At 64.0% G+C, this 18059-nt stretch carries 20 protein-coding genes and 2 tRNA genes; 10 read left to right on the plus strand and 12 right to left on the minus strand.

The window, feature by feature from the left end; genetic code table 11:
- The first annotated feature begins 136 nt into the window (after positions 1–136).
- Both cpdR and V6U71_RS10530 read left to right on the plus strand, forming a co-directional pair.
- Positions 137–514: a cell cycle two-component system response regulator CpdR gene (gene cpdR, locus V6U71_RS10525; protein WP_054587920.1), complete on the plus strand. Its 378-nt coding sequence runs from the start codon at positions 137–139 to the stop codon at positions 512–514.
- A gap of 71 nt (positions 515–585) precedes the next feature.
- Positions 586–660: transfer RNA gene (locus V6U71_RS10530), tRNA-Val, on the plus strand.
- Between the two features lie 43 nt (positions 661–703).
- Here the strand turns inward: V6U71_RS10530 and V6U71_RS10535 are convergent.
- Positions 704–1495: an SDR family oxidoreductase gene (locus V6U71_RS10535; protein ID WP_411342184.1), complete on the minus strand. Its 792-nt coding sequence runs from the start codon at positions 1493–1495 to the stop codon at positions 704–706.
- Positions 1496–1599: 104 nt separating this feature from the next.
- On the opposite strand from V6U71_RS10535, the gene V6U71_RS10540 reads away from it, so the two are divergent.
- The 4 genes from V6U71_RS10540 to V6U71_RS10555 all read left to right on the plus strand — a co-directional run bounded on the left by V6U71_RS10540 (position 1600) and on the right by V6U71_RS10555 (position 6520).
- Positions 1600–2466 (plus strand): alpha/beta fold hydrolase, encoded by an 867-nt coding sequence (locus V6U71_RS10540; protein ID WP_411342185.1) that lies wholly within the window; start codon positions 1600–1602, stop codon positions 2464–2466.
- A 16-nt stretch (positions 2467–2482) separates the two neighbouring features.
- Positions 2483–3244, plus strand: a complete 762-nt coding sequence (locus tag V6U71_RS10545) for an energy transducer TonB (protein ID WP_411342186.1) — start codon at positions 2483–2485, stop codon at positions 3242–3244.
- A 183-nt stretch (positions 3245–3427) separates the two neighbouring features.
- Entirely contained in the window at positions 3428–5779 is a 2352-nt protein-coding gene (locus tag V6U71_RS10550) for a TonB-dependent receptor (RefSeq protein WP_411342344.1), read from the plus strand.
- Positions 5780–5836: 57 nt separating this feature from the next.
- Complete coding sequence (locus V6U71_RS10555; RefSeq protein WP_411342187.1) at positions 5837–6520, plus strand: Fe2+-dependent dioxygenase; 684 nt, start codon at positions 5837–5839, stop codon at positions 6518–6520.
- Here V6U71_RS10555 and V6U71_RS10560 read toward each other — a convergent pair.
- The 5 genes from V6U71_RS10560 to V6U71_RS10580 form a co-directional block, all read right to left on the minus strand.
- Complete coding sequence (locus V6U71_RS10560) at positions 6517–7383, minus strand: FAD:protein FMN transferase (protein WP_411342188.1); 867 nt, start codon at positions 7381–7383, stop codon at positions 6517–6519. The two genes, V6U71_RS10555 and V6U71_RS10560, sit on opposite strands and share 4 nt — an antisense overlap.
- Positions 7384–7475: 92 nt before the next feature.
- The gene (locus tag V6U71_RS10565) at positions 7476–8306 is read right to left on the minus strand and encodes a DUF4198 domain-containing protein (protein WP_411342189.1); all 831 of its coding nucleotides are present in this window, start codon (positions 8304–8306) and stop codon (positions 7476–7478) included.
- A 19-nt stretch (positions 8307–8325) separates the two neighbouring features.
- Positions 8326–8847 (minus strand): DUF2271 domain-containing protein, encoded by a 522-nt coding sequence (locus V6U71_RS10570; protein WP_411342190.1) that lies wholly within the window; start codon positions 8845–8847, stop codon positions 8326–8328.
- Between the two features lie 12 nt (positions 8848–8859).
- A complete protein-coding gene (locus tag V6U71_RS10575) occupies positions 8860–9504 on the minus strand; it encodes a PepSY-associated TM helix domain-containing protein (RefSeq protein ID WP_411342191.1) in 645 nt (214 codons plus the stop codon).
- An 86-nt stretch (positions 9505–9590) separates the two neighbouring features.
- Positions 9591–10295 (minus strand): glutamine amidotransferase, encoded by a 705-nt coding sequence (locus V6U71_RS10580; RefSeq protein WP_411342192.1) that lies wholly within the window; start codon positions 10293–10295, stop codon positions 9591–9593.
- A 275-nt stretch (positions 10296–10570) separates the two neighbouring features.
- On the opposite strand from V6U71_RS10580, the gene V6U71_RS10585 reads away from it, so the two are divergent.
- Together V6U71_RS10585 and V6U71_RS10590 are read left to right on the plus strand one after the other, a co-directional pair.
- Positions 10571–10663, plus strand: a tRNA-Ser gene (locus V6U71_RS10585).
- 159 nt (positions 10664–10822) lie between these two features.
- Positions 10823–11602, plus strand: coding sequence for a DUF1134 domain-containing protein (locus tag V6U71_RS10590; RefSeq protein WP_411342193.1), 780 nt, complete (start codon positions 10823–10825; stop codon positions 11600–11602).
- Positions 11603–11675: 73 nt separating this feature from the next.
- On the opposite strand, the gene V6U71_RS10595 is transcribed toward V6U71_RS10590, so the two are convergent.
- The 5 genes from V6U71_RS10595 to petA are packed head-to-tail and all read right to left on the minus strand — an operon-like array spanning position 11676 to position 15525.
- Positions 11676–12200: a nucleotidyltransferase family protein gene (locus V6U71_RS10595; RefSeq protein ID WP_411342194.1), complete on the minus strand. Its 525-nt coding sequence runs from the start codon at positions 12198–12200 to the stop codon at positions 11676–11678.
- 51 nt (positions 12201–12251) lie between these two features.
- A complete protein-coding gene (locus tag V6U71_RS10600; RefSeq protein WP_411342195.1) occupies positions 12252–12806 on the minus strand; it encodes an adenine phosphoribosyltransferase in 555 nt (184 codons plus the stop codon).
- Between the two features lie 26 nt (positions 12807–12832).
- Positions 12833–13642, minus strand: coding sequence for a cytochrome c1 (locus V6U71_RS10605; RefSeq protein ID WP_411342196.1), 810 nt, complete (start codon positions 13640–13642; stop codon positions 12833–12835).
- 31 nt (positions 13643–13673) lie between these two features.
- Complete coding sequence (locus V6U71_RS10610; protein WP_054727373.1) at positions 13674–14954, minus strand: cytochrome b; 1281 nt, start codon at positions 14952–14954, stop codon at positions 13674–13676.
- A gap of 13 nt (positions 14955–14967) precedes the next feature.
- Complete coding sequence (gene petA / locus V6U71_RS10615) at positions 14968–15525, minus strand: ubiquinol-cytochrome c reductase iron-sulfur subunit (RefSeq protein WP_054587934.1); 558 nt, start codon at positions 15523–15525, stop codon at positions 14968–14970.
- A gap of 222 nt (positions 15526–15747) precedes the next feature.
- On the opposite strand from petA, the gene V6U71_RS10620 reads away from it, so the two are divergent.
- Positions 15748–16206: a tRNA (cytidine(34)-2'-O)-methyltransferase gene (locus V6U71_RS10620; protein WP_411342197.1), complete on the plus strand. Its 459-nt coding sequence runs from the start codon at positions 15748–15750 to the stop codon at positions 16204–16206.
- Positions 16203–17063, plus strand: coding sequence for an oxygen-dependent coproporphyrinogen oxidase (gene hemF / locus V6U71_RS10625; RefSeq protein ID WP_411342198.1), 861 nt, complete (start codon positions 16203–16205; stop codon positions 17061–17063). Before V6U71_RS10620 ends, hemF begins: the two co-directional genes overlap by 4 nt.
- 57 nt (positions 17064–17120) lie before the next feature.
- On the opposite strand, the gene V6U71_RS10630 is transcribed toward hemF, so the two are convergent.
- Positions 17121–17996, minus strand: a complete 876-nt coding sequence (locus tag V6U71_RS10630) for a hypothetical protein (protein ID WP_411342199.1) — start codon at positions 17994–17996, stop codon at positions 17121–17123.
- Positions 17997–18059 lie beyond the last annotated feature (63 nt).

The raw sequence follows: 18059 nt of genomic DNA on the forward strand, positions 1-18059 counted from the left end.
GCGAAGGTGGCAAAAAAGGTTCGCGAAATCCAGCACGCACCGGAATTTGTTAAATCTCTCGCGCTATGACACGACTTCAGATTGGAGCGGCAGGCAATAGCCGGCGCCGCCGAGGGACCGGGGACAAACGTTCGACATGATTCGCATTTTGCTGGCCGAAGACGATGATGTGATGCGCGAGTATCTGGCGCGGGCGCTGACCAGCGCCGGTTACCATGTCACCGCGGTCGATCGCGGTACCGAAGCCGTCCCCTATATCGATTCTGGCACCTTCGACCTGCTGCTGTCCGATATCGTCATGCCCGAAATGGACGGGATCGAACTCGCCCAGCACACGGCCAAGGTGGCACCGCAGACACAGGTGATGTTTATTACGGGTTTCGCCGCCGTATCGCTGCGCGCCGAAGAAAATGTGCCGCAGGCAAAACTGCTGTCGAAGCCCTTTCATCTCAAGGATCTGGTCCGCGAGGTCGATAATCTGTTCGGCCGGGCCGACCGGTCAAGCCAACAATAATAAGGTCGCGGCAAGCGAAGGGCTTGCCAAGCGATGCAGGGGATATTAGGGGGCGCGTCACCCCAAGGGATGGGCGTGTAGCTCAGTGGTAGAGCACTGTGTTGACATCGCAGGGGTCGCAAGTTCAATCCTTGCCACGCCCACCATTAAAAACGCCGCCACCCGTCAGGGCTGGCGGCGTTTTTGCATTCAGGCCATTCCCTTTGCCAGATCGCCGCGCGAGGCATCGCCGATCTGGCTGCCGCCGTCGCAATCGAGGATCGTACCGGTGATATAGCCGGCAGCCGGCGAGCAGAGGAACACCGCCGATTCGGCGACCTCGCCGATTTCGCCCCAGCGCTTCATCGCGATCCGGTCGTAATGCGCCTGCCGCGAGGCGGCATCGGGTGCGAGCCGCGCCATGCCCTCGGTTCCCTCGATCGGCCCCGGCGAAATGCCGTTCACGCGCACCTCGGGTCCCCATTCGAGGGCGAGGACACGGATAAGCTGGTTGATCCCGGCCTTCGCGGCGCAGGCATGGGCCTGAAACGCCGAGGCGTTGACCGCCTGCCCCGCCGTGATCGCGATCAGCGACGCGCCCGGCCGATTGAGCAGATCGTGACAGCCGCGGAAGACATTGAAGGTGCCGTTGAGATCGATGTCGACCACGGTGCGAAACGCGTTCGCCGACATGCCGAGTACGGGCGCAAGGAAATTTCCTGCCGCGCCCGATATGACGATATCCATCGGCCCGAGCTTGTCGGCGACGGTTTCCATCACGCCGCGAATCGCCGCATAATCCCGAACGTCGCCCGACAGGCCTATCGCGCTGTGGCCGATCTCCGCCGCTGCGCGCTGCGCTTTTTCCGGATCACGGCCCGCTACGGCGACCTTCGCGCCCAGTTCGGCAAAACGCTTCGCGATGCCGAGGTTGATACCGCTGGTGCCGCCGGCAACGAAGGCCGTCTTGCCCGCCAGCAAGTCGCCGCGAAACGTACTCATAATCCTTCTCCCCGATGTGGTGATCCGTCGGCGCCGCGCATGCGGGGTTGACGGAAATGAATCAGTCGCCTTTTGAAACCCGACAAGACAGCAAGGATGAAACGATGGCAAGCGGCCCCACTTCGAACAGCTTCATTTCGCAGCGGCTGAAGCTCCACTATGCCGACTGGGGCAATCAGGACGCGCCGCCGCTGTTGCTCGTCCACGGCGGGCGCGACCATTGCCGGAGTTGGGACTGGGTCGCCGAGCGATTGGCCGACCGCTATCACATCATCGCGCCCGACCTTCGCGGCCATGGCGACAGCGCCTGGTCGCCCGACGGCAATTACGAGATGGGCGCGTTCGTCTATGACCTCGCGCAGTTGATCCACCAGCTCGATCTCGCACCGGTGACGATCGTCGCGCATTCGATGGGCGGCAATATCGCGACGCGCTATACCGGCCTCTATCCCGGCAATGTGAAGAAGCTGGTGTCGATCGAAGGCCTCGGCCCCTCACCCGCGGTACAGGAAGAGCGGGCAAAGACGTCGTTCGACGAACGTATGCGGCAGTGGATCGCCGACAAGAGGCAGGCGGCGGGGCGCTCGCCGAAGCGTTACGCGACGCTCGACGACGCGCTCGCCCGCATGGCGGCGGAGAACAGCTATCTAACGCCCGAACAGGCGCGCCACCTGACCATCCACGGCATCAACCGCAACGAGGACGGAAGCTGGAGCTGGAAGTTCGACAATTATCTGAACATCTGGACGATCTTCGACATGCCGCAAGACGATCTGCACCGACTGTGGGCGAACATCACCTGCCCGACGTTGCTGCTGTACGGCGCCGATAGCTGGGCATCGAACCCCGAGAAGGACGGACGGATCGAGCATTTCAGCACCGCGAAAGTGATCGAGTTCGAAAATGCCGGGCACTGGCTTCATCACGACCAGTTCGACCGGTTCATGTCCACGCTAGACGAATTCCTCTAAACTCCGCCCGTTGCGCGTGACGGGCACGCGCGTCGAGGCGGCGTCGATGGCCTATACGGGGCAGATTTCAGCACGGCAGCGAATCGCGGCAGGAAGCGGCGCCTTGCTGGCGGTCGCTGCGGTCGGCTTCGGGCTTGTGACCGGGCTAGACCTCCATGTCGTTCGCAAGCTAAGCGAAGCGATTACGGCGATCGCGATCCCGGCACCGAAACCGTCTCCCGAAACGGTCGTGCCGCCGAAAAAGCCCAGCAAAGCGGCGAGCGGCAAGGCCGCGCCCGCCAATCGCCACGCGAAAGCCGCGGCGGTCGTCGCGCCGAAACCCAAGATCCCGCCCCCGGCGCCGCCGCCTGTAGCCGCCGCCTCGCATCCCGGCACCGGCAGCGATGCGTCGGCGGGAGCGGCGCCGATCGCCGGCCCCGGTTCGGGCGCCGGCGGGACCGGTGACGGGACGGGGGCCGGCGGCGCGGGCAAAGGTACCGGCTCGGGCGGCACGCGCCCGGTCTGGCGCAGCGGCCGGATCGACGACGACGATTATCCTGCCGCAGCGAGCCGGTCGAAGATCGGCGGCGAAGTCGAGACTCTCTTCACCATCCTGCCCACCGGGCGCGTTACCGGGTGCCGGGTGACGCGGTCGAGCGGCGATGCCTCGCTCGACGCCACGACCTGCCGCCTGATCGAAAAGCGCTTTCGTTTCAGGCCAGCGACAAATGCCAACGGTGAGGACGTCGCCAGCCAATATGGCTGGCGGCAAAGCTGGTGGCTCGAGCGCAGACGCTGACGCAAAGCATCGATTTGCGGCAAGTTGCGACTTTATCGAGAACGATTCTCAATTTCATTGACTTTGCAACAGACTCGCAATAGCGGGCACCCGTCCATAACAAGGGGGTTCACCGTGAAGCAGTCCACATCCGCCACTTTCCTCGCACTGTCGTGCGTCGGCAGCCTCGTCAGCGCCCCCGCCATGGCCGCCAATGTCGACGAGGCACAGGATGCGCCGGGCACCCGCAGCGACATCGTCGTGAGCGGCACGCTCGCGACCGAAGTCGAATCGCCCAAGGCGACGGCGCCGATCGTCGATACGCCGCAGACGGTCACGGTGGTTTCGCAGGAACAACTCCGCCAGCAGAATTTGCTGACGCTGCGCGACGCACTGTCGACGATCCCCGGCATCACCTTCGGCGCCGGCGAAGGCGGCGGCGGCTATGGCGACTCGATCAACCTGCGCGGCTATTCGGCGAACAACGACCTCACGATCGACGGCGTCCGCGACAGCGCGCAGTACAGCCGCACCGACCCCTTCAACCTGCAGCAGATCGAAGTCTACAACGGCGCCAATTCGGTGTTCAACGGATCGGGCAGCGTCGGAGGCACGATCAACCTCGTCAGCAAGATCCCCTTCGCCCGCAACGCGACAACGGTGCAGGGCGCGATCGGCACCGACAATTATTACCGCGGCGCGATCGACAGCAACTGGCGCCTCAACGATCTGATCGCGGTCCGCATCAATGCGATGTATCACGAGAATGACGTGCCCGGCCGCGACGTCGAAAACTTCAAGCGCTGGGGTGTCGCGCCGTCGATCACCATCGGCGTCGACAGCGACACCAGCCTGACGCTCGCCTATATCCATCAGGACGATAACAACACGCCGATCTATGGCGTCCCCTTCTTCCTCAGCGGCGTCAACGACGGCCCGCTGCCGGGCGTCGACGACAGCGATTATTTCGGCATCGTCAACCTCGACGAGCAGAAGACCAAGGTTGGTCGCCTCACCGCGACCTTCCGCCACGCGTTCAGCGACAATGTCTCGATCCGCAACCTGACGCGCTGGCAGCGCGTTCACCAGCACAGCCAGACGAGCGCGCCGCAGGGCGTCTTCTGTCTTGCGAACGGCTTCCAGCCGGTTGGCGATGGACCTGATGCCATCGTCGGCAAAGCCTGCGCCGCGGGGCAGGACGCGCCCGGCTTCTATTATCCTGCGGGCCCGCGCGGCCTTGTCCGCGACCAGGTCAACGACCTGCTCCACAACCAGACCGACCTGACGATCCTCAGCGGTGCCAAGGGCGGTTTCTTCAACACCCTCGTCATCGGCGCTTCCTACAGCCAGGAAGATTATTCGATCGAGAATGCCCAGCTGCTCCGCAATCCGGGCGGCGCGCTACCGAACCCGGCGCAACCGCCGATCAGCCTGTCGAACCCGAACACGGTGTGGACCGGCCCGGTCAACTATATCCGCACCGGCAACAGCTATGGCGACACGCGCAATCTTGCCGTCTATGCCTTCGACACGCTCGAAATCTCCCCGATGTTCGAATTGAACGCCGGCGTCCGTTATGAAAGCGTCCGGACAGTGTTCCGCGCCGATACGGTGGCGACGCCCAACGACGGAGCCACTTACACCCGCGGCGTCGACCAGATCAGCGACGAGAATCTCTTCTCCTATCGCTTCGGCGCGGTGTTCCATCCGGTCGACAACGTCAGCCTCTACGCCGCTTATGGCAATGCGAAGACGCCGACGTCTGCTTCGGTTCGTGCGGGCTGCGGCCTGCCCGCAGCGGCCCCGGGTTCCGCCGACCCCTGTGCGGTTGCGCCGGAAAAGGCGCGCACGTACGAAATCGGCGCCAAAGCCGAGTTGATGGACAAAAAGTTGCTGCTCACCGCCGCTCTTTTCCGCAACGAACGGAGCAATTTCCGTACCCCGTCGAACGACCCCTCGCTGCCGAATGCACTGCAGGTTCTCGACGGACAGTCGCGGGTCGATGGCGTCGCTTTGGGGCTCAGCGGCAACATCACGCCCGAATGGGCAATCTTTGCCAACTACACCTATCTCGACAGCGAAGTGAAACAGAGCGTTTCCGATTTCTGTCTGGCAACGCCCGGCGCGATCGGTTGCCTCAACAATGCGGCCATTCCCGATCCGCAGCGCGGCGACCGTCTGATCCAGACGCCCAAGCATTCGGGCAGCCTGTTCACGACCTATGTCTTCCCGTTCGGCCTCCAGATCGGTTACGGCATCACCTATCAGGGCAAGTTCGCGACCAACCAGCGCAATCTGGCGCAACGCACGCAGTTCATGGTCGACGACTATCTGATCCACCGCGCCTTCGTGTCCTATGACTTCAAAAATGGCCTGGTGGCACAGCTCAACGTCAGCAACCTGACGAACGAGGACTATTACACCGGGGTCCGCAACAACGTCAGCGCCGCGACGATTTCCGGTACCGGCGTGGTCGGCGGCGGCGCCGTCTCGGGCGGCTGGGCAACCCCCGGCGACTCGCGTTCGGCGGTGTTCAGCCTCTTCTATAACTTCTGATCGAAAGGGCGGGCGCGGCGCATTGCCGTTCCCGCCCTTTTTCGCCTAAAAGCCCGCATGATCCGGATCATCCCCGATGTGCTCGACGCCGATGGCGTCGCAAAACTCCGCGCCATCCTCGACGCCGCGCAGTGGATCGACGGCAACGAAACCTCGGGACCGCAGGCCGCGCTCGCCAAGCGCAACGAACAGCTCCCCGAATTCGGTGAGGCGGCCACCGAGGCCGGGCGGCTGGTGCTCGATGCGCTGGGCCGCAGCCCGTTGTTCATCGCCGCCGCGCTGCCGCTCAAAATCTATCCGCCCTATTTCAACCGCTATGCGGGCGGCGAAAGCTTCGGCGATCATATCGACAATGCGATCCGCATGCGCCGCGGCAGCGATTTCCGGCTGCGCAGCGACCTGTCGGCGACACTTTTCCTCGCCGACCCCGACAGTTACGAGGGCGGCGGGCTGATCGTCGAAGGCATGGCCGAGGCACCGGGCATCAAGTTGCCGGCGGGTCATCTCGTGCTTTATCCCGCAACGACAGTGCACCGCGTCGAACCCGTGACCGCGGGCGCCCGGGTCGCGAGCTTCTTCTGGATCCAGTCGATGGTGCGCGATCAGGGACAGCGCAACCTGCTGTTCGACCTCGACATGGGGGTGCAGGGTGCAGCGGCGGCGATGGGCCAAGGCGATGCGACGGTCGTGCGCCTGACCGGCGTCTATCACAATTTGCTGCGCCGCTGGGCCGACAGCTAGTCCAGCATCTCGCGCCATGCGCGCGACAGATATTCGACATTACCCGCGATCAGACAGGCGGCTAGACTCTGCTCGTCAGCCAGCGCGATCGCTTGCTCGGCCCCCGGCACGGTCAGCGCCGTCGCCCAGCCATCGGCGATCATGCAGCTGCGATGCAGCACCGTCACCGAGGTTACGTCGCCGACGATCGGCCGGCCGGTGCGCGGGTCGAAACTATGCGAATAATATTGCCCGTCGACCGCGAAGCCGCGGCGATAATTTCCCGAGGTCGCGACCGACAGGTCGTGCAGCGCGATGCGATAGGGTGCGACCGCTGTCGCAGGCGGCATCTCGGTATCGACCCACCACGGCTGACCGTCGGGACGAATCCCCTCCCCGCGCAATTCGCCGCCGACTTCGAGAAGGAAATGCCTCACGCCCATGTCGAGGAGCCATTCGGCGGCGAGGTCGACGCCATAGCCCTTGGCGATTCCCGACAGGTCGAGCACCGCCCCCGCTTCGCGCCGGATACGCGGACCGACGGGATCGAAGTCGATCGCCCGCCCGGCGGATATCGCGGCCACATCGGGAACAGCACCCACGGACTTGCGGCTGCCGAACCCCCAGGCTTCGGTCAACCGGCCAAGCGCGGGATCGAACGCGCAGCCGCTGGCGCGCGAAATGTCGAGCGCAGCCTCGACGACCCGGGCGAACTCCGCCGGGATTGCATGCCAGCGACCGGGCGCCGCGCGGTTGAAGCTCGACAGATTGGAGTCCGGTTCCCACTGACTCATCTGGGCGACGACGAGGTCGAACGCCGCCTGTACGCCATGCGCGGTCGCTGCGGGCGGCGACACCGCCTGCAGCGACCAGCTCGTTCCCATCGTTTCGCCCGCAAAGCTCCCGATCGCCGCCGTCGCGTCGCGTGCGGCGAAGGCCGCCGGCGTCAGCGCGCGGGGAATCAGGATGCGGTCGGTCAGGGCGCCATCACCTCGAGCGTCGTGACATAGCTCGCGCGGCGGGCAATCGGCGGCGGTGCGCCCTCGACGGCGCCCTCGGCCTGCGGGGTGGTGACGTTGAGCCAGTACATGCCGGGTTCGGGCCAGGTGACTTCGACCTTGCCGTCGGCGTCAGTCTTGAGATCGACCTGCCCGAGCTGGTCGCGATAGCGGATGCCGCCGGGGATGACCGTCACCGGCAGGCCCGCGGCGGGCTTGCCATCGAGCAGGAACTGGAAGGTCGAAGCTTCGCCGGCAAACAGATCGTTGGGGTGGGTGACCGGAACCAGTTCGATACCCTTACCCGTCGGTTTGAACAGCGTTGTGGTCGGTTCGCCAACCGTCACGAAAATCTCGTTACGGTTGTTCGATTCGGCGGTTTTCACATTGGCCGCCCCCGCCGGAATCCGCTCGGCAAGGTTCGCGGTGGTCGTGCCGCGCGGCAGGCGCTCGGTCTTGCCGTTCAGATCATAGGTCCCCATCACGCCGTCGGATACCGACGCGATCCGCCACGTCCCCTTCTGCGTCAGGTGAACGTCGAAGGTGCTGCGATAGCGGCCGGTCGCCTTGTTCTCGATCGCTGCCTCGCTGCCATCGGGCGCCCACGCCTTCAGCGCGTCGAGGCGCATCGGCTGATGCTCGAAATAGAAGAGGTCGTTCGACACCGCGGCGTCGACCGTCACCCACACATCGTCGCCCGACAGCACGGTCGACGACGGCAGCATCCACTGGCGATGCGCGCTCGCCGGAACCGCCGCCAAGGCAGCAAGCGCGACGGTCGCCGCAAAACCAAAAATTTGCTTTTTCATATTCCTGCCCCTTTTGAATTCAGCGGAAAGCGACCGAAACGGCGCCCAATTCTGTCGTTCCTGCGGCGCGTCCGCCTGCGCCGGCCTTCGCCGGCCAGGTGAAGGGAACGCGGAGCAATTCGCGGCCGCCGACCTCGCGCGCCGCTTCGATGACCAGCGTGTACTGGCCTGCCGCCTGCGCGCCGAGTTGCGCCCGCGTGAAGGATATCTTGTGCGATCCCGGTGCGCGCGTCGCGCCGGTGATGCCATTGGCCGGGAAGCTCATCGACCGTCCCGATGCGCGCCACCACTGACGAACGTCGCGCAGCCATTTGGTGCCCTCATTCGCCTTCATGTCATGGTCGTACCAGACCGCCACGGTCTTAGCTTTTGCGCCCGCCTTTTCGACCCAGATCGCGACATAGGGCTTGTGATATTCGGCAACCTTGAGCCGCGGGATCGCGATGGTGACGTCCATCGTTCCCGGATCGGCGGCGAGCGCGGGCACGGCGAGCGTCGCACCGGCGCCGACAGACAGGACGATACGATAAGGCAGCTGCACGGCGACAATCTCCTAGTGAATAAAAATGATGGCGATCGCGGCGGGAATCGCGATTCCGGCGCCGACGAGTGGCCAGGTGCTTTTGCGCTTGGCCGAATGCAGCCAGAGCAGGAACAGGCCGGTGATCGCGAAGATCAGGCAGGCACCCGCGAAGATATCGATGAACAGGCTCCACGCGCCGCCCGAATTGCGGCCCTTGTGAAGGTCGTTGAGATAGGAAATCCAGCCGCGGCTGGTGATCTCGCTGGTGACGGCGCCGCTCGCGCGGTCGATCGCGACCCACGCGTCGCCGCCGGGCCGCGGCGCGGGCAGATAAACCTCATCCGCCGACCATTCGGCCTCGGCGGAGGCGCGCACCGGGAAATTATCCTCGACCCATGCGGCAACCGGTTTCGGCAGCGGCGCCTTGCCGTCCACGCGATTGGCCGAAGCAAGCTGGCGCAGCAGCGGCGACGGCAATTGCCCTGCCTTTTCGGTGACCACCGGCGATGCTTCGATGTCGGCGGCGTGGTTGAGCGTGAAGCCCGTGATCGCGAACAGCAACAGCCCGATCAGGCTGATGGCCGAGCTCATCCAGTGCCACATGTGGAGCTGTTTCAGCCAAAAGGCTTTCCGGCTCTTTTTGGTCGCCGGTCGCGGAGTTGTGGGTGCGTGCATCGATGATTTCTGGGCGGAGAGACTATCCGGCCATTATCGAGAACGATTCTCAATTACAATATCTATTGCAGCTTTTTCGCGGCCTTTCAGTGTTGAAGCCCGGAAAGCCACTGCGCAATCATCCGCCTGCCCGCAGCGACAGCGGCCGGGCCATGCAGCCGGTGATCGCGGTCGAGCGCTTCTGCGGTACTTCCCGCTTCGACGGCGGCTTCGGGCCATTGGCGCATCCATTCGTCGAACCGCGGGTCGAGGCCCATTTCGGCATGGAATTGCAGCGCCAATATGTTGGGCCCGCGGCGAAAGGCCTGATGGCGATAGGCCTTTGACGAAGCCAGCAATTCGACATCGGGCGGCAAGTCGAACGTGTCGCCATGCCAGTGAAGAACAGGAATATCCGCGAGTTCGCCGAGCGGCGATGCCGGATCGACGAAGCTCAGCGGATGAAAGCCGACCTCCTTGACCGGCCCCGCATAGACGCGCGCGCCCATTGCGGCGGCGATCATCTGCGCACCGAAGCAGACGCCCAGCGTCGGCAAGCCCGCCTCGATGCGGCGCGCAAGCATACGCAACTGGCACGCGATCCACGGATAACGGTCCTGCTCGTACACGCCCATCGGGCCGCCCATCATGATCAGCAGCCCGGGCGCACACAGGTCGATCCCGTCGAACCCCGCGTCGCCGACATCGATCCGGTCGAGCGCATAGCCCGCCGCCTCGACCGGATCGCGATACCCCGCGATCCCCTCGTGCGGCACATGGCGGATAATGAGTCCTTGCTTGGTCTGGGTCATAGCGGGTCGATACGGACGGTTCGATGAATGATGCTTGGCCGGGTTTCTCCGGCCCGCACCAATCTAGCCAGAACGCGCCGCCATTGTCACTCTACTCTTTTAGTAGAGATAATGCTGCCGGGCATAGCTCAGCTTGATCCCGCGTCGAGCTTCCAAGCCTCGACCGATGGATTCCATTTCGCGCCGCTAGCGCAATGTTTGGCGTTGCGGGGCGCGAGAGGCATGGCTATAGCGACCCGCCTAGGCCAGACTGCCGTTAGCGCGGCAGACCATGCGGAGACGTGGGTGAGTGGCTGAAACCAACGGTTTGCTAAACCGTCGTACTGGTAAATCCGGTACCGAGGGTTCGAATCCCTCCGTCTCCGCCACTTCCTTCATTTTGCCCTTGCCGCACGGTCTGCGGTCAAAATGATTCGGCCTGACGCAAAATCGACTCAAGTCATCGCCCATTCATTGCCCGCGATTCAAAGAGCGAGTCATGGTTAACCCGCGTGGCGCCACGGCGCGCCGACCGATTGGGGGATAATATGCGTATCAAGTTCGCCGCCTTTGCCGTCACGGCCCTTGCCGCGATCGGGCTGGCCGCCACGCCGATTCCGGCAGCGGCGCAAATGACCCAGGTCGATCCGAACACCGCGATCGATTCGGATCTCGACAATCCCAATCCAGCTCCGCAGGCAGATACGCCCACCTACGACAATCCGTCGGACAGCGACATCAACAGTGACCTCGCGACTGGCGACCAGCAGACGGCCACGGCGCCCGACACCGTGCCCACCGTCGCAACCAATCCCGAAGCGGCGGGAACGAATGCCGACCCGTCCACGACCTATAAGGAAGACGACCTGATCGGCGCCGCCGAGGGTGTGTTCGGCAAGGGCGCGCAGGGTCTCGCGAGCATGATCGAAGATATCCTGAAAAAGCAGGGCGAGCCGAACGCCTATATCGTCGGCCGCGAGGCCAGCGGCGCGCTGGTCCTCGGCGTCCGCTACGGTTCGGGCACGCTCTATCACAAGGTCGAGGGCGAACGGCCGGCCTATTGGACCGGCCCGTCGATCGGTTTCGACGCGGGCGCCAACGCCGGCAACACCTTCGTCCTCGTCTACAACCTCTTCGACAGCGAAGATCTCTACAAGCGCTTCCCGGCCGGCGAAGGCGCCGCCTATCTGATCGGCGGCTTCAACGCCTCCTACCTGCGCAGCGGCGACATCGTGCTGATCCCGATCCGCGTCGGCGTCGGCGCGCGCCTAGGCGCCAACGTCGGCTATATGAAATTCCGCAAGAAGCAGAGCTGGGTACCGTTCTAACCCCGACGCATTGGCCAAGGGGGCGAAGCCCGCGCTTCGGCGCGGGCTTTTTCTTTGCCCGCATGATGGACGCTTATCGCTCCACGACGCTCACCAGCGGATAGCGCTGCAACCATCGCTTCGACGATACCCGCGCGTCGAAAACGCCGCGCTTCGCGTCGCGAAAGCCGCTCGTTGGCCGCAAACGCAATTCGAACAGATCGTCGAGCCCCAAAGGTGCGTTGATCTCCATCCCGCTCCTCTCGCATCGTGCAGCCACCGCCGTTGCCGTCTCGGGCCAATGCATCATGGCGTCGGCAACCGAACGATATGGTGCGTCCCCGTTATGGCGGTGCATCCGCGCCTGATTCTTGACCGACCATCGCAAGCCGGGGAGCAGAACCCGGAGTTTCTCCTCGCTGTCGCGATCGATACCCTTGCCCGCTGTTCGGCAAAACCAGACCACATCGACATCGCCGACCGGCGGCGCCGGCTCGCGTCCATGCAGATGGTCCCATAAGGCGTCGCGGACGAACCCTGCCCCGATCCAGCAATCTGGCAGTCGCAGCGAAGCGACGGCAGCGAGCGCTGCCGACCGCAGCGGATCGGCGGACAGCAATGCCGCGAGGGCAGCGACCCGGTCCACGCTGGCAGCGCGTTGGTTCAAATCCTAATCGCCGTCGAAGGCGATCAATGTCTCGCAAGCCAGCCCCGCATCGGCGAGCCGACGCGAACCGCCGAGATCGGGAAGGTCGATGACGAACAGCGCCGCCGCAACCCCCGCGCCGGCATTGCGCATCAGCGCCGCGGTGGCGAGGATCGTGCCGCCGGTCGCGAGCAGGTCGTCGACGAGCACGACACGATGCCCCGGCAGGACGGCACCTTCGTGCAGTTCGAGCCGGTCGACGCCATATTCGAGTTCGTAATCGACGCCGATCGTCACGCCGGGAAGCTTGCCGGCCTTGCGCACCGGCACGACGCCCAGCCCCATCGCCGTTGCCATCGCAGCGCCGAACAGGAAGCCGCGCGCCTCGACAGCAACGATGAAGTCGGGGCGATGGACGGCGGCGAGCGCGCACAGGCGCCGCACCGTTTCGCTGAAACCGGCGGCGTCGCCGATCAGCGTCGTGATATCGCGGAACTGGATGCCCGGCTTGGGAAAGTCCGGAATAGTGCGGACGAGCGACGCGAGGTCGAGGTCCGGTCGAGGCGGGAGGGCGATCATCGAACTGGCCGCCCTCCCTTCTGTCCTCAATGCTTTTTGTCGGCCCAGATGTTCCGGTACGACAGATAGGTCAGCCCGCTGAAGATGAGCAGGAAGATGAATACGGCCCAGCCCACCTGTACGCGCTTCACCAGCTTCGGTTCGGCGGTCCAGACGAGGAACGCGGTGACATCCTTCGCCATCTGGTCGACCGACGCCTTGGTACCGTCGGCATAGGTCACCTGACCGTCCGCCAGCGGCGGCGCCATCGCGAGGTTGAGGTTCGCGAAATAGGGGTTGTAGTGGAGCCCCGTGCCCGGCTTCAGCTCGGCCGGCAGGTTCTTCGGCGGGTTCTGGAACCCGGTCAGCAGCGAGTAGACATAGTCCTTGCCGCCTTCGCGCGCCTTGGTGATCAGCGACAGGTCGGGCGGCAGCGCGTTGTTGTTCGCCGCGCGGGCAGCCGTCTCGTTCGCATAGGGCGACGGGAAATAGTCCGACGGCAGACCGTCGCGCGTCGCCGGCTCACCCGTGTCGGGGTTGATCGACGGCACCTGGAAGCCCTTGGCGAAAGTCTTCACCTGGCCTTCGGTATAGCCAAGATCACCGATATCGCGGAACGCGACGAGGTGCAGGCTGTGGCAAGCCGAGCAGACTTCCTTGTACACCTGCATCCCGCGCTGAAGCTGCTGCTTGTCCCAGTGCGGCTTCAAACCGTCGCTGGCAAGCTTCAGATGCTTGGGCTCCTTGTGAAAGTCGTGCGCGGCGTTGTGCTCATTGGACAGCGGCGTCGTGAAGATCGCGAGCACCAGCGCCGTGATGAAACCAAGACCGACGAGAAAACCGAGCGGGCGAACCATGGCTTTATCAGCTCCTATTAAAGTCCGGCGCTCAGGCCGTGGCCGCCGACGATTTGTCGGCATGCTTGGCGAGAACCGCCTCGGTGATCGAATTCGGCATCGGCAACGGACGTTCGATCCGCGACACGATCGGCAGAATGATCAGGAAGTGGGCGAAGTAATAGATCGCGCCGATCTGGCTGAGGATGACCCACGGCTGCTCCGCCGGCTGCATGCCGCACCAGCCGAGCAGCAGGACGTCGACGACGAGGACCCAGAAGAACCAGCGGTACAGCGGGCGATAGGTCGACGACTTCACCGGCGAGCTGTCGAGCCAGGGCAGGAAGAACAGCAGCGCGATCGAGGCGAACATCGCGATGACGCCCCACAGCTTCGCGTCGATCCACAGGAAGTTGAAGGTGAAGGCCTTCAGGATCGCGTAGAAGGGCAGGAAGTACCATTCGGGCACAATGTGCGCCGGGGTCGAGAGCGAGTTGGCCGGGATATAGTTGTCGGCGTGACCCAGCGTGTTCGGGCTGAAGAAAGTCAGCGCGACGAACAGCAGGAGGAAGATGCCGAGCCCGAAGCCGTCCTTCGCGGTGTAGTAAGGATGGAAGGGAACTGTGTCCTGTTCGTCCTTCACTTCGATGCCGGTCGGGTTGTTCGAACCTGGGATGTGCAGCGCCCAGATGTGCAGGATGACGACACCCAGGATCACGAACGGCAGCAGATAGTGCAGCGAGAAGAAGCGGTTCAGCGTCGCATTGTCGGGGACGAAGCCGCCGAGCAGCCATTCGCGCACCGGCTCGCCGACCAGCGGAATCGCCGAGAAGAAGCCGGTGATCACCTGCGCGCCCCAGAAGCTCATCTGGCCCCACGGCAACACATAACCCATGAAGGCGGTCGCCATCATTAGGAGGAAGATCACGACGCCGAGCAGCCACACCATTTCGCGCGGCGCCTTGTACGAACCGTAATAAAGGCCGCGGAAGATGTGCAGATAGACGACGATGAAGAACATGCTCGCGCCGTTCATATGCGCGTAGCGGATGAACCAGCCGGCGTTCACGTCGCGCATGATATGCTCGACCGAATTGAAGGCGACCGCCGCATTGGCGGCATAATGCATCGCCAGCACGATGCCGGTGATGATCTGGATCGCGAGCGCGGCACCGGCGAGAACGCCGAAGTTCCAGAAATAGTTGAGGTTGCGCGGCACGGGATAGCCGGCGCCGATCGCGTTATAGACGAGGCGCGGCAGCGGCAGCTTCTCGTCCAGCCACTTCATCAGCGGCTGCTGCGGTTCATAATTCTTGGCCCAGGGAAAGCTCATCTTATCTCGCTCCTCAGCCGATCGTCACGACGGTGTCGCTGGTGAATTCATAGGGCGGCACAACCAGATTCTTGGGTGCCGGGCCCTTCCGGATGCGCGCCGCGGTGTCGTAGTGCGAACCGTGGCACGGGCAGAAATAGCCGCCGAAATCGCCCTTGTTCTCGCCCTCGGCAGCACCGAGCGGCACGCAACCCAAGTGGGTGCAGACGCCCAGCGTGATCAGCCAGTTTTCCTTGCCGGGCTTGGTGCGTTCGTCGATCGTCTGCGGGTCGCGCAGGTCGCCGAGCGGCACGGCCTTGGCCTCGGCGATTTCTTTCGCAACGAGGTTGCGGACGAACACCGGCTGCTTGCGCCAGCTCGTCTTGATCGCCTGTCCGGGCTGGATCGCCGAAATGTCGATCTCGGTGGTCGACAGCGCAAGCACGTCGGCCGACGGGTTCATCTGGTTGACCAGCGGCAGGACAACTGCCGCCGCACCGACGCCCGCGAAACTCACTGCCGCGATATTGATAAAGTCCCGGCGCCGCACGCCATCTTCGATGCCGGCGTTGAGTTCGGATTCACTGGCCATTCGACTGCCCTTGCATGGGTGAAACGACAATATTTCCCGGAAGGTGAGCCGCCCTGCCACGCACGCACGAAATGGCGCGCCCCGGCGGCCCCTCCGGGAATTGCGGGCCTGATAGCCGCACATCCGGGGCTTGCCAACAGGCAATTTCCGCTTCCGTCACTGTGCAGCGATGCGGCAGCGAAGCCACTCGATTCCGCGAACGGCCGCGGTTATGGCGTGACCATGGAAATCGCCCTGTTTCAGCCGGATATTGCGGGTAATGTCGGCACGACGCTGCGCACCGCCGCCTGCTTCGATGTGCCGGCGCATATCATAGAGCCATGCGGCTTTCCCTTTTCCGACGCCGCATTGAAGCGCGCCGGGATGGATTATGCGACGCGCGCCAATGTCCGGCGCCACGCCGATTGGGCCGCTTTTCAGGCGTGGGCCGCTGCAACGGAGCGCCGCCTTGTCCTGCTCACAACCGCCGGCGCGACGCCCCTGCCCGGCTTTTCCTTCGCCTCCGGCGATATCCTGCTGCTCGGCGCGGAATCGTCGGGCGTACCGCCGCACGTCCATGACGCGGCGGACGCGCGGGTCGCGATTCCGATGCGGGCGGGCTTTCGCTCCTTGAATGTCGCGGTGGCGGCTGGCATCGCGCTCGCCGAAGCTCTCAGACAGACGAAAGGCTTTCCGTCATGATTTCGCTCGATCCCCAGCAGCAGGCGGCGCGTAGCTGGTTCGAATCGCTTCGCGACCGGATTTGCGCCGAATTCGAGGCAATCGAACGCGAAGCCGGCAGCGACGCGCGCTTCGACTACACGCCCTGGGATCGCGAAGCCGAAGGAATAGCGCCCGGCGAAGGCGGCGGCGGCGTACGCGGCGTGATGACCGGCAAGGTATTCGAGAAGGTCGGGGTCAATGTTTCGACCGTCGGCGGCCAGTTCGCGCCGGACTTTGCCGCGTCGATTCATGGCGCGGGCGAGGACCCGAGCTTTTTCGCGACCGGCATCAGCTTGGTCGCGCATATGGCGAACCCGCATGTCCCCGCGGTGCATATGAACACGCGCTTCCTTGTGACGACCAAACGCTGGTTCGGCGGCGGTGCGGATCTCAATCCGCCGATTCCCTATGCCGAGGACACCGACGCCTTTCACGCGCGGCTGCGCGCAGCGTGCACGCCCTTCGGCCCCGAGGTTTATGAGCGCTATGCCAAATGGGCTGAGGATTATTTCTATATCCCGCACCGCGGCGTTCACCGCGGCGTCGGCGGCATCTTCTACGACCATCTCGAATGCGGTGACGACGCCGAGTTCGACCGCAACTTCCAGCTCACGCAGGCGGTCGGCGAGGCGTTCCTCGATATCTTCCCGCAGATCGTCCGCCGCCGGATGAGCCAGAGCTTTACCGAGGCCGAACGCGACGAGCAGCTCGTCTGGCGCGGCCGCTATGCCGAATTCAACCTCGTCTATGACCGCGGGACGCTGTTCGGGCTCAAGACCGGTGGCAATATCGACGCCATCCTGATGAGCCTGCCCCCGCTCGCCAAATGGAGCTGAGATAGCGAAAGGGCGCCCCGTTGCCGGAGCGCCCCCTTGCCCATCATGCAGGAACGATCAGGCGAAAACGTCGCCCGATGCCCGCGGTGCGATGGCGCGATAGATGCCCATCGGCATCGCGAACGACAGCAGCAGTTGCGGCACATAGACGACGAGCGCCATGATGATCATCGAGATGACCGCGCCTGCCCCCGAGCCGCCGCTCGCCGCGGCGCCCATGATTCCCCCGAAGATCAATCCGACGACGAAGCCGTAGACCAGCGAGAGAATGCCGACGAGAACGTAAAAGCCGACGATCGTCCACTGCGACGCGCCGGTCATCCGCCACGATTCGGCGATGCCGGTGACCGGATTGCGCGTCAGACGGTCGGCCATCACCGGGCCCGCGACCGAGAGACGGCCGACGATCCAGAGGAAAAACACGATCACGGCAAGATAGAAGACAATCATGACCGCGATCGCGCCGCCGCCGATCGTCCCCGCCTGAAAAGCGCTCGGCGAAAAGCCTCCGGCGCCGGCAAAGGCCGCGCCGAAAATGAGCGCGAGTATGAACATCACGATCATCATGACGATATAGGCCGCGATAAAGACGACGAACATGCCGAAGGCGAACGCCGGTCCGGCCTGTAGCGCCCAGCCGAAATTCGGCGCTTCGCCGGGATGAAGCCCGCTGCGCCAGATCAGCATCGACGCGGCGTAGAGTATGACCCCGGCCACGATGGCGAAGAGGAATATCCGTCCCAATGCCCCCATCATCGCCGATGGGTCGCCGGCGGACATGGCCATCATCTGGAAAGTGGAGCCGAGCGTTAAATAGCCCAGCAAAGCGAGCAAAACGACCGCACCGCCGACCCACAGCAGCATCTGCGTCCAATTGGCCTTCAGAAAATCGAATGTTTCCGAAAAGGCCGCCCCGATACTCATCTTGACCATCTTCTCTCCCCTGCTGTTAAAATCGACTCTCCCGTATTTTTCCTGTCGGCCCAGAAATCATAT

It is taken from the genome of Sphingopyxis sp. J-6, from assembly GCF_046603995.1.
In the GTDB taxonomy this organism is placed as follows: Bacteria; Pseudomonadota; Alphaproteobacteria; order Sphingomonadales; family Sphingomonadaceae; genus Sphingopyxis.

Bases quoted from the DNA above. Each gene is read 5' to 3' on its own strand.
- V6U71_RS10605 (WP_411342196.1), bottom strand. From the start codon at position 13,642: ATGGTTCGCCCGCTCGGTTTTCTCGTCGGTCTTGGTTTCATCACGGCG.
- V6U71_RS10630 (WP_411342199.1), bottom strand. From the start codon at position 17,996: ATGGTCAAGATGAGTATCGGGGCGGCCTTTTCGGAAACATTCGATTTT.
- V6U71_RS10610 (WP_054727373.1), bottom strand. From the start codon at position 14,954: ATGAGCTTTCCCTGGGCCAAGAATTATGAACCGCAGCAGCCGCTGATG.
- V6U71_RS10620 (WP_411342197.1), top strand. From the start codon at position 15,748: ATGGAAATCGCCCTGTTTCAGCCGGATATTGCGGGTAATGTCGGCACG.
- cpdR (WP_054587920.1), top strand. From the start codon at position 137: ATGATTCGCATTTTGCTGGCCGAAGACGATGATGTGATGCGCGAGTAT.
- V6U71_RS10565 (WP_411342189.1), bottom strand. From the start codon at position 8,306: ATGAAAAAGCAAATTTTTGGTTTTGCGGCGACCGTCGCGCTTGCTGCC.
- V6U71_RS10580 (WP_411342192.1), bottom strand. From the start codon at position 10,295: ATGACCCAGACCAAGCAAGGACTCATTATCCGCCATGTGCCGCACGAG.
- V6U71_RS10575 (WP_411342191.1), bottom strand. From the start codon at position 9,504: ATGCACGCACCCACAACTCCGCGACCGGCGACCAAAAAGAGCCGGAAA.
- V6U71_RS10550 (WP_411342344.1), top strand. From the start codon at position 3,428: ATGGCCGCCAATGTCGACGAGGCACAGGATGCGCCGGGCACCCGCAGC.
- V6U71_RS10600 (WP_411342195.1), bottom strand. From the start codon at position 12,806: ATGATCGCCCTCCCGCCTCGACCGGACCTCGACCTCGCGTCGCTCGTC.
- V6U71_RS10535 (WP_411342184.1), bottom strand. From the start codon at position 1,495: ATGAGTACGTTTCGCGGCGACTTGCTGGCGGGCAAGACGGCCTTCGTT.
- hemF (WP_411342198.1), top strand. From the start codon at position 16,203: ATGATTTCGCTCGATCCCCAGCAGCAGGCGGCGCGTAGCTGGTTCGAA.
- V6U71_RS10540 (WP_411342185.1), top strand. From the start codon at position 1,600: ATGGCAAGCGGCCCCACTTCGAACAGCTTCATTTCGCAGCGGCTGAAG.
- V6U71_RS10560 (WP_411342188.1), bottom strand. From the start codon at position 7,383: ATGGGAACGAGCTGGTCGCTGCAGGCGGTGTCGCCGCCCGCAGCGACC.
- petA (WP_054587934.1), bottom strand. From the start codon at position 15,525: ATGGCCAGTGAATCCGAACTCAACGCCGGCATCGAAGATGGCGTGCGG.
- V6U71_RS10555 (WP_411342187.1), top strand. From the start codon at position 5,837: ATGATCCGGATCATCCCCGATGTGCTCGACGCCGATGGCGTCGCAAAA.
- V6U71_RS10590 (WP_411342193.1), top strand. From the start codon at position 10,823: ATGCGTATCAAGTTCGCCGCCTTTGCCGTCACGGCCCTTGCCGCGATC.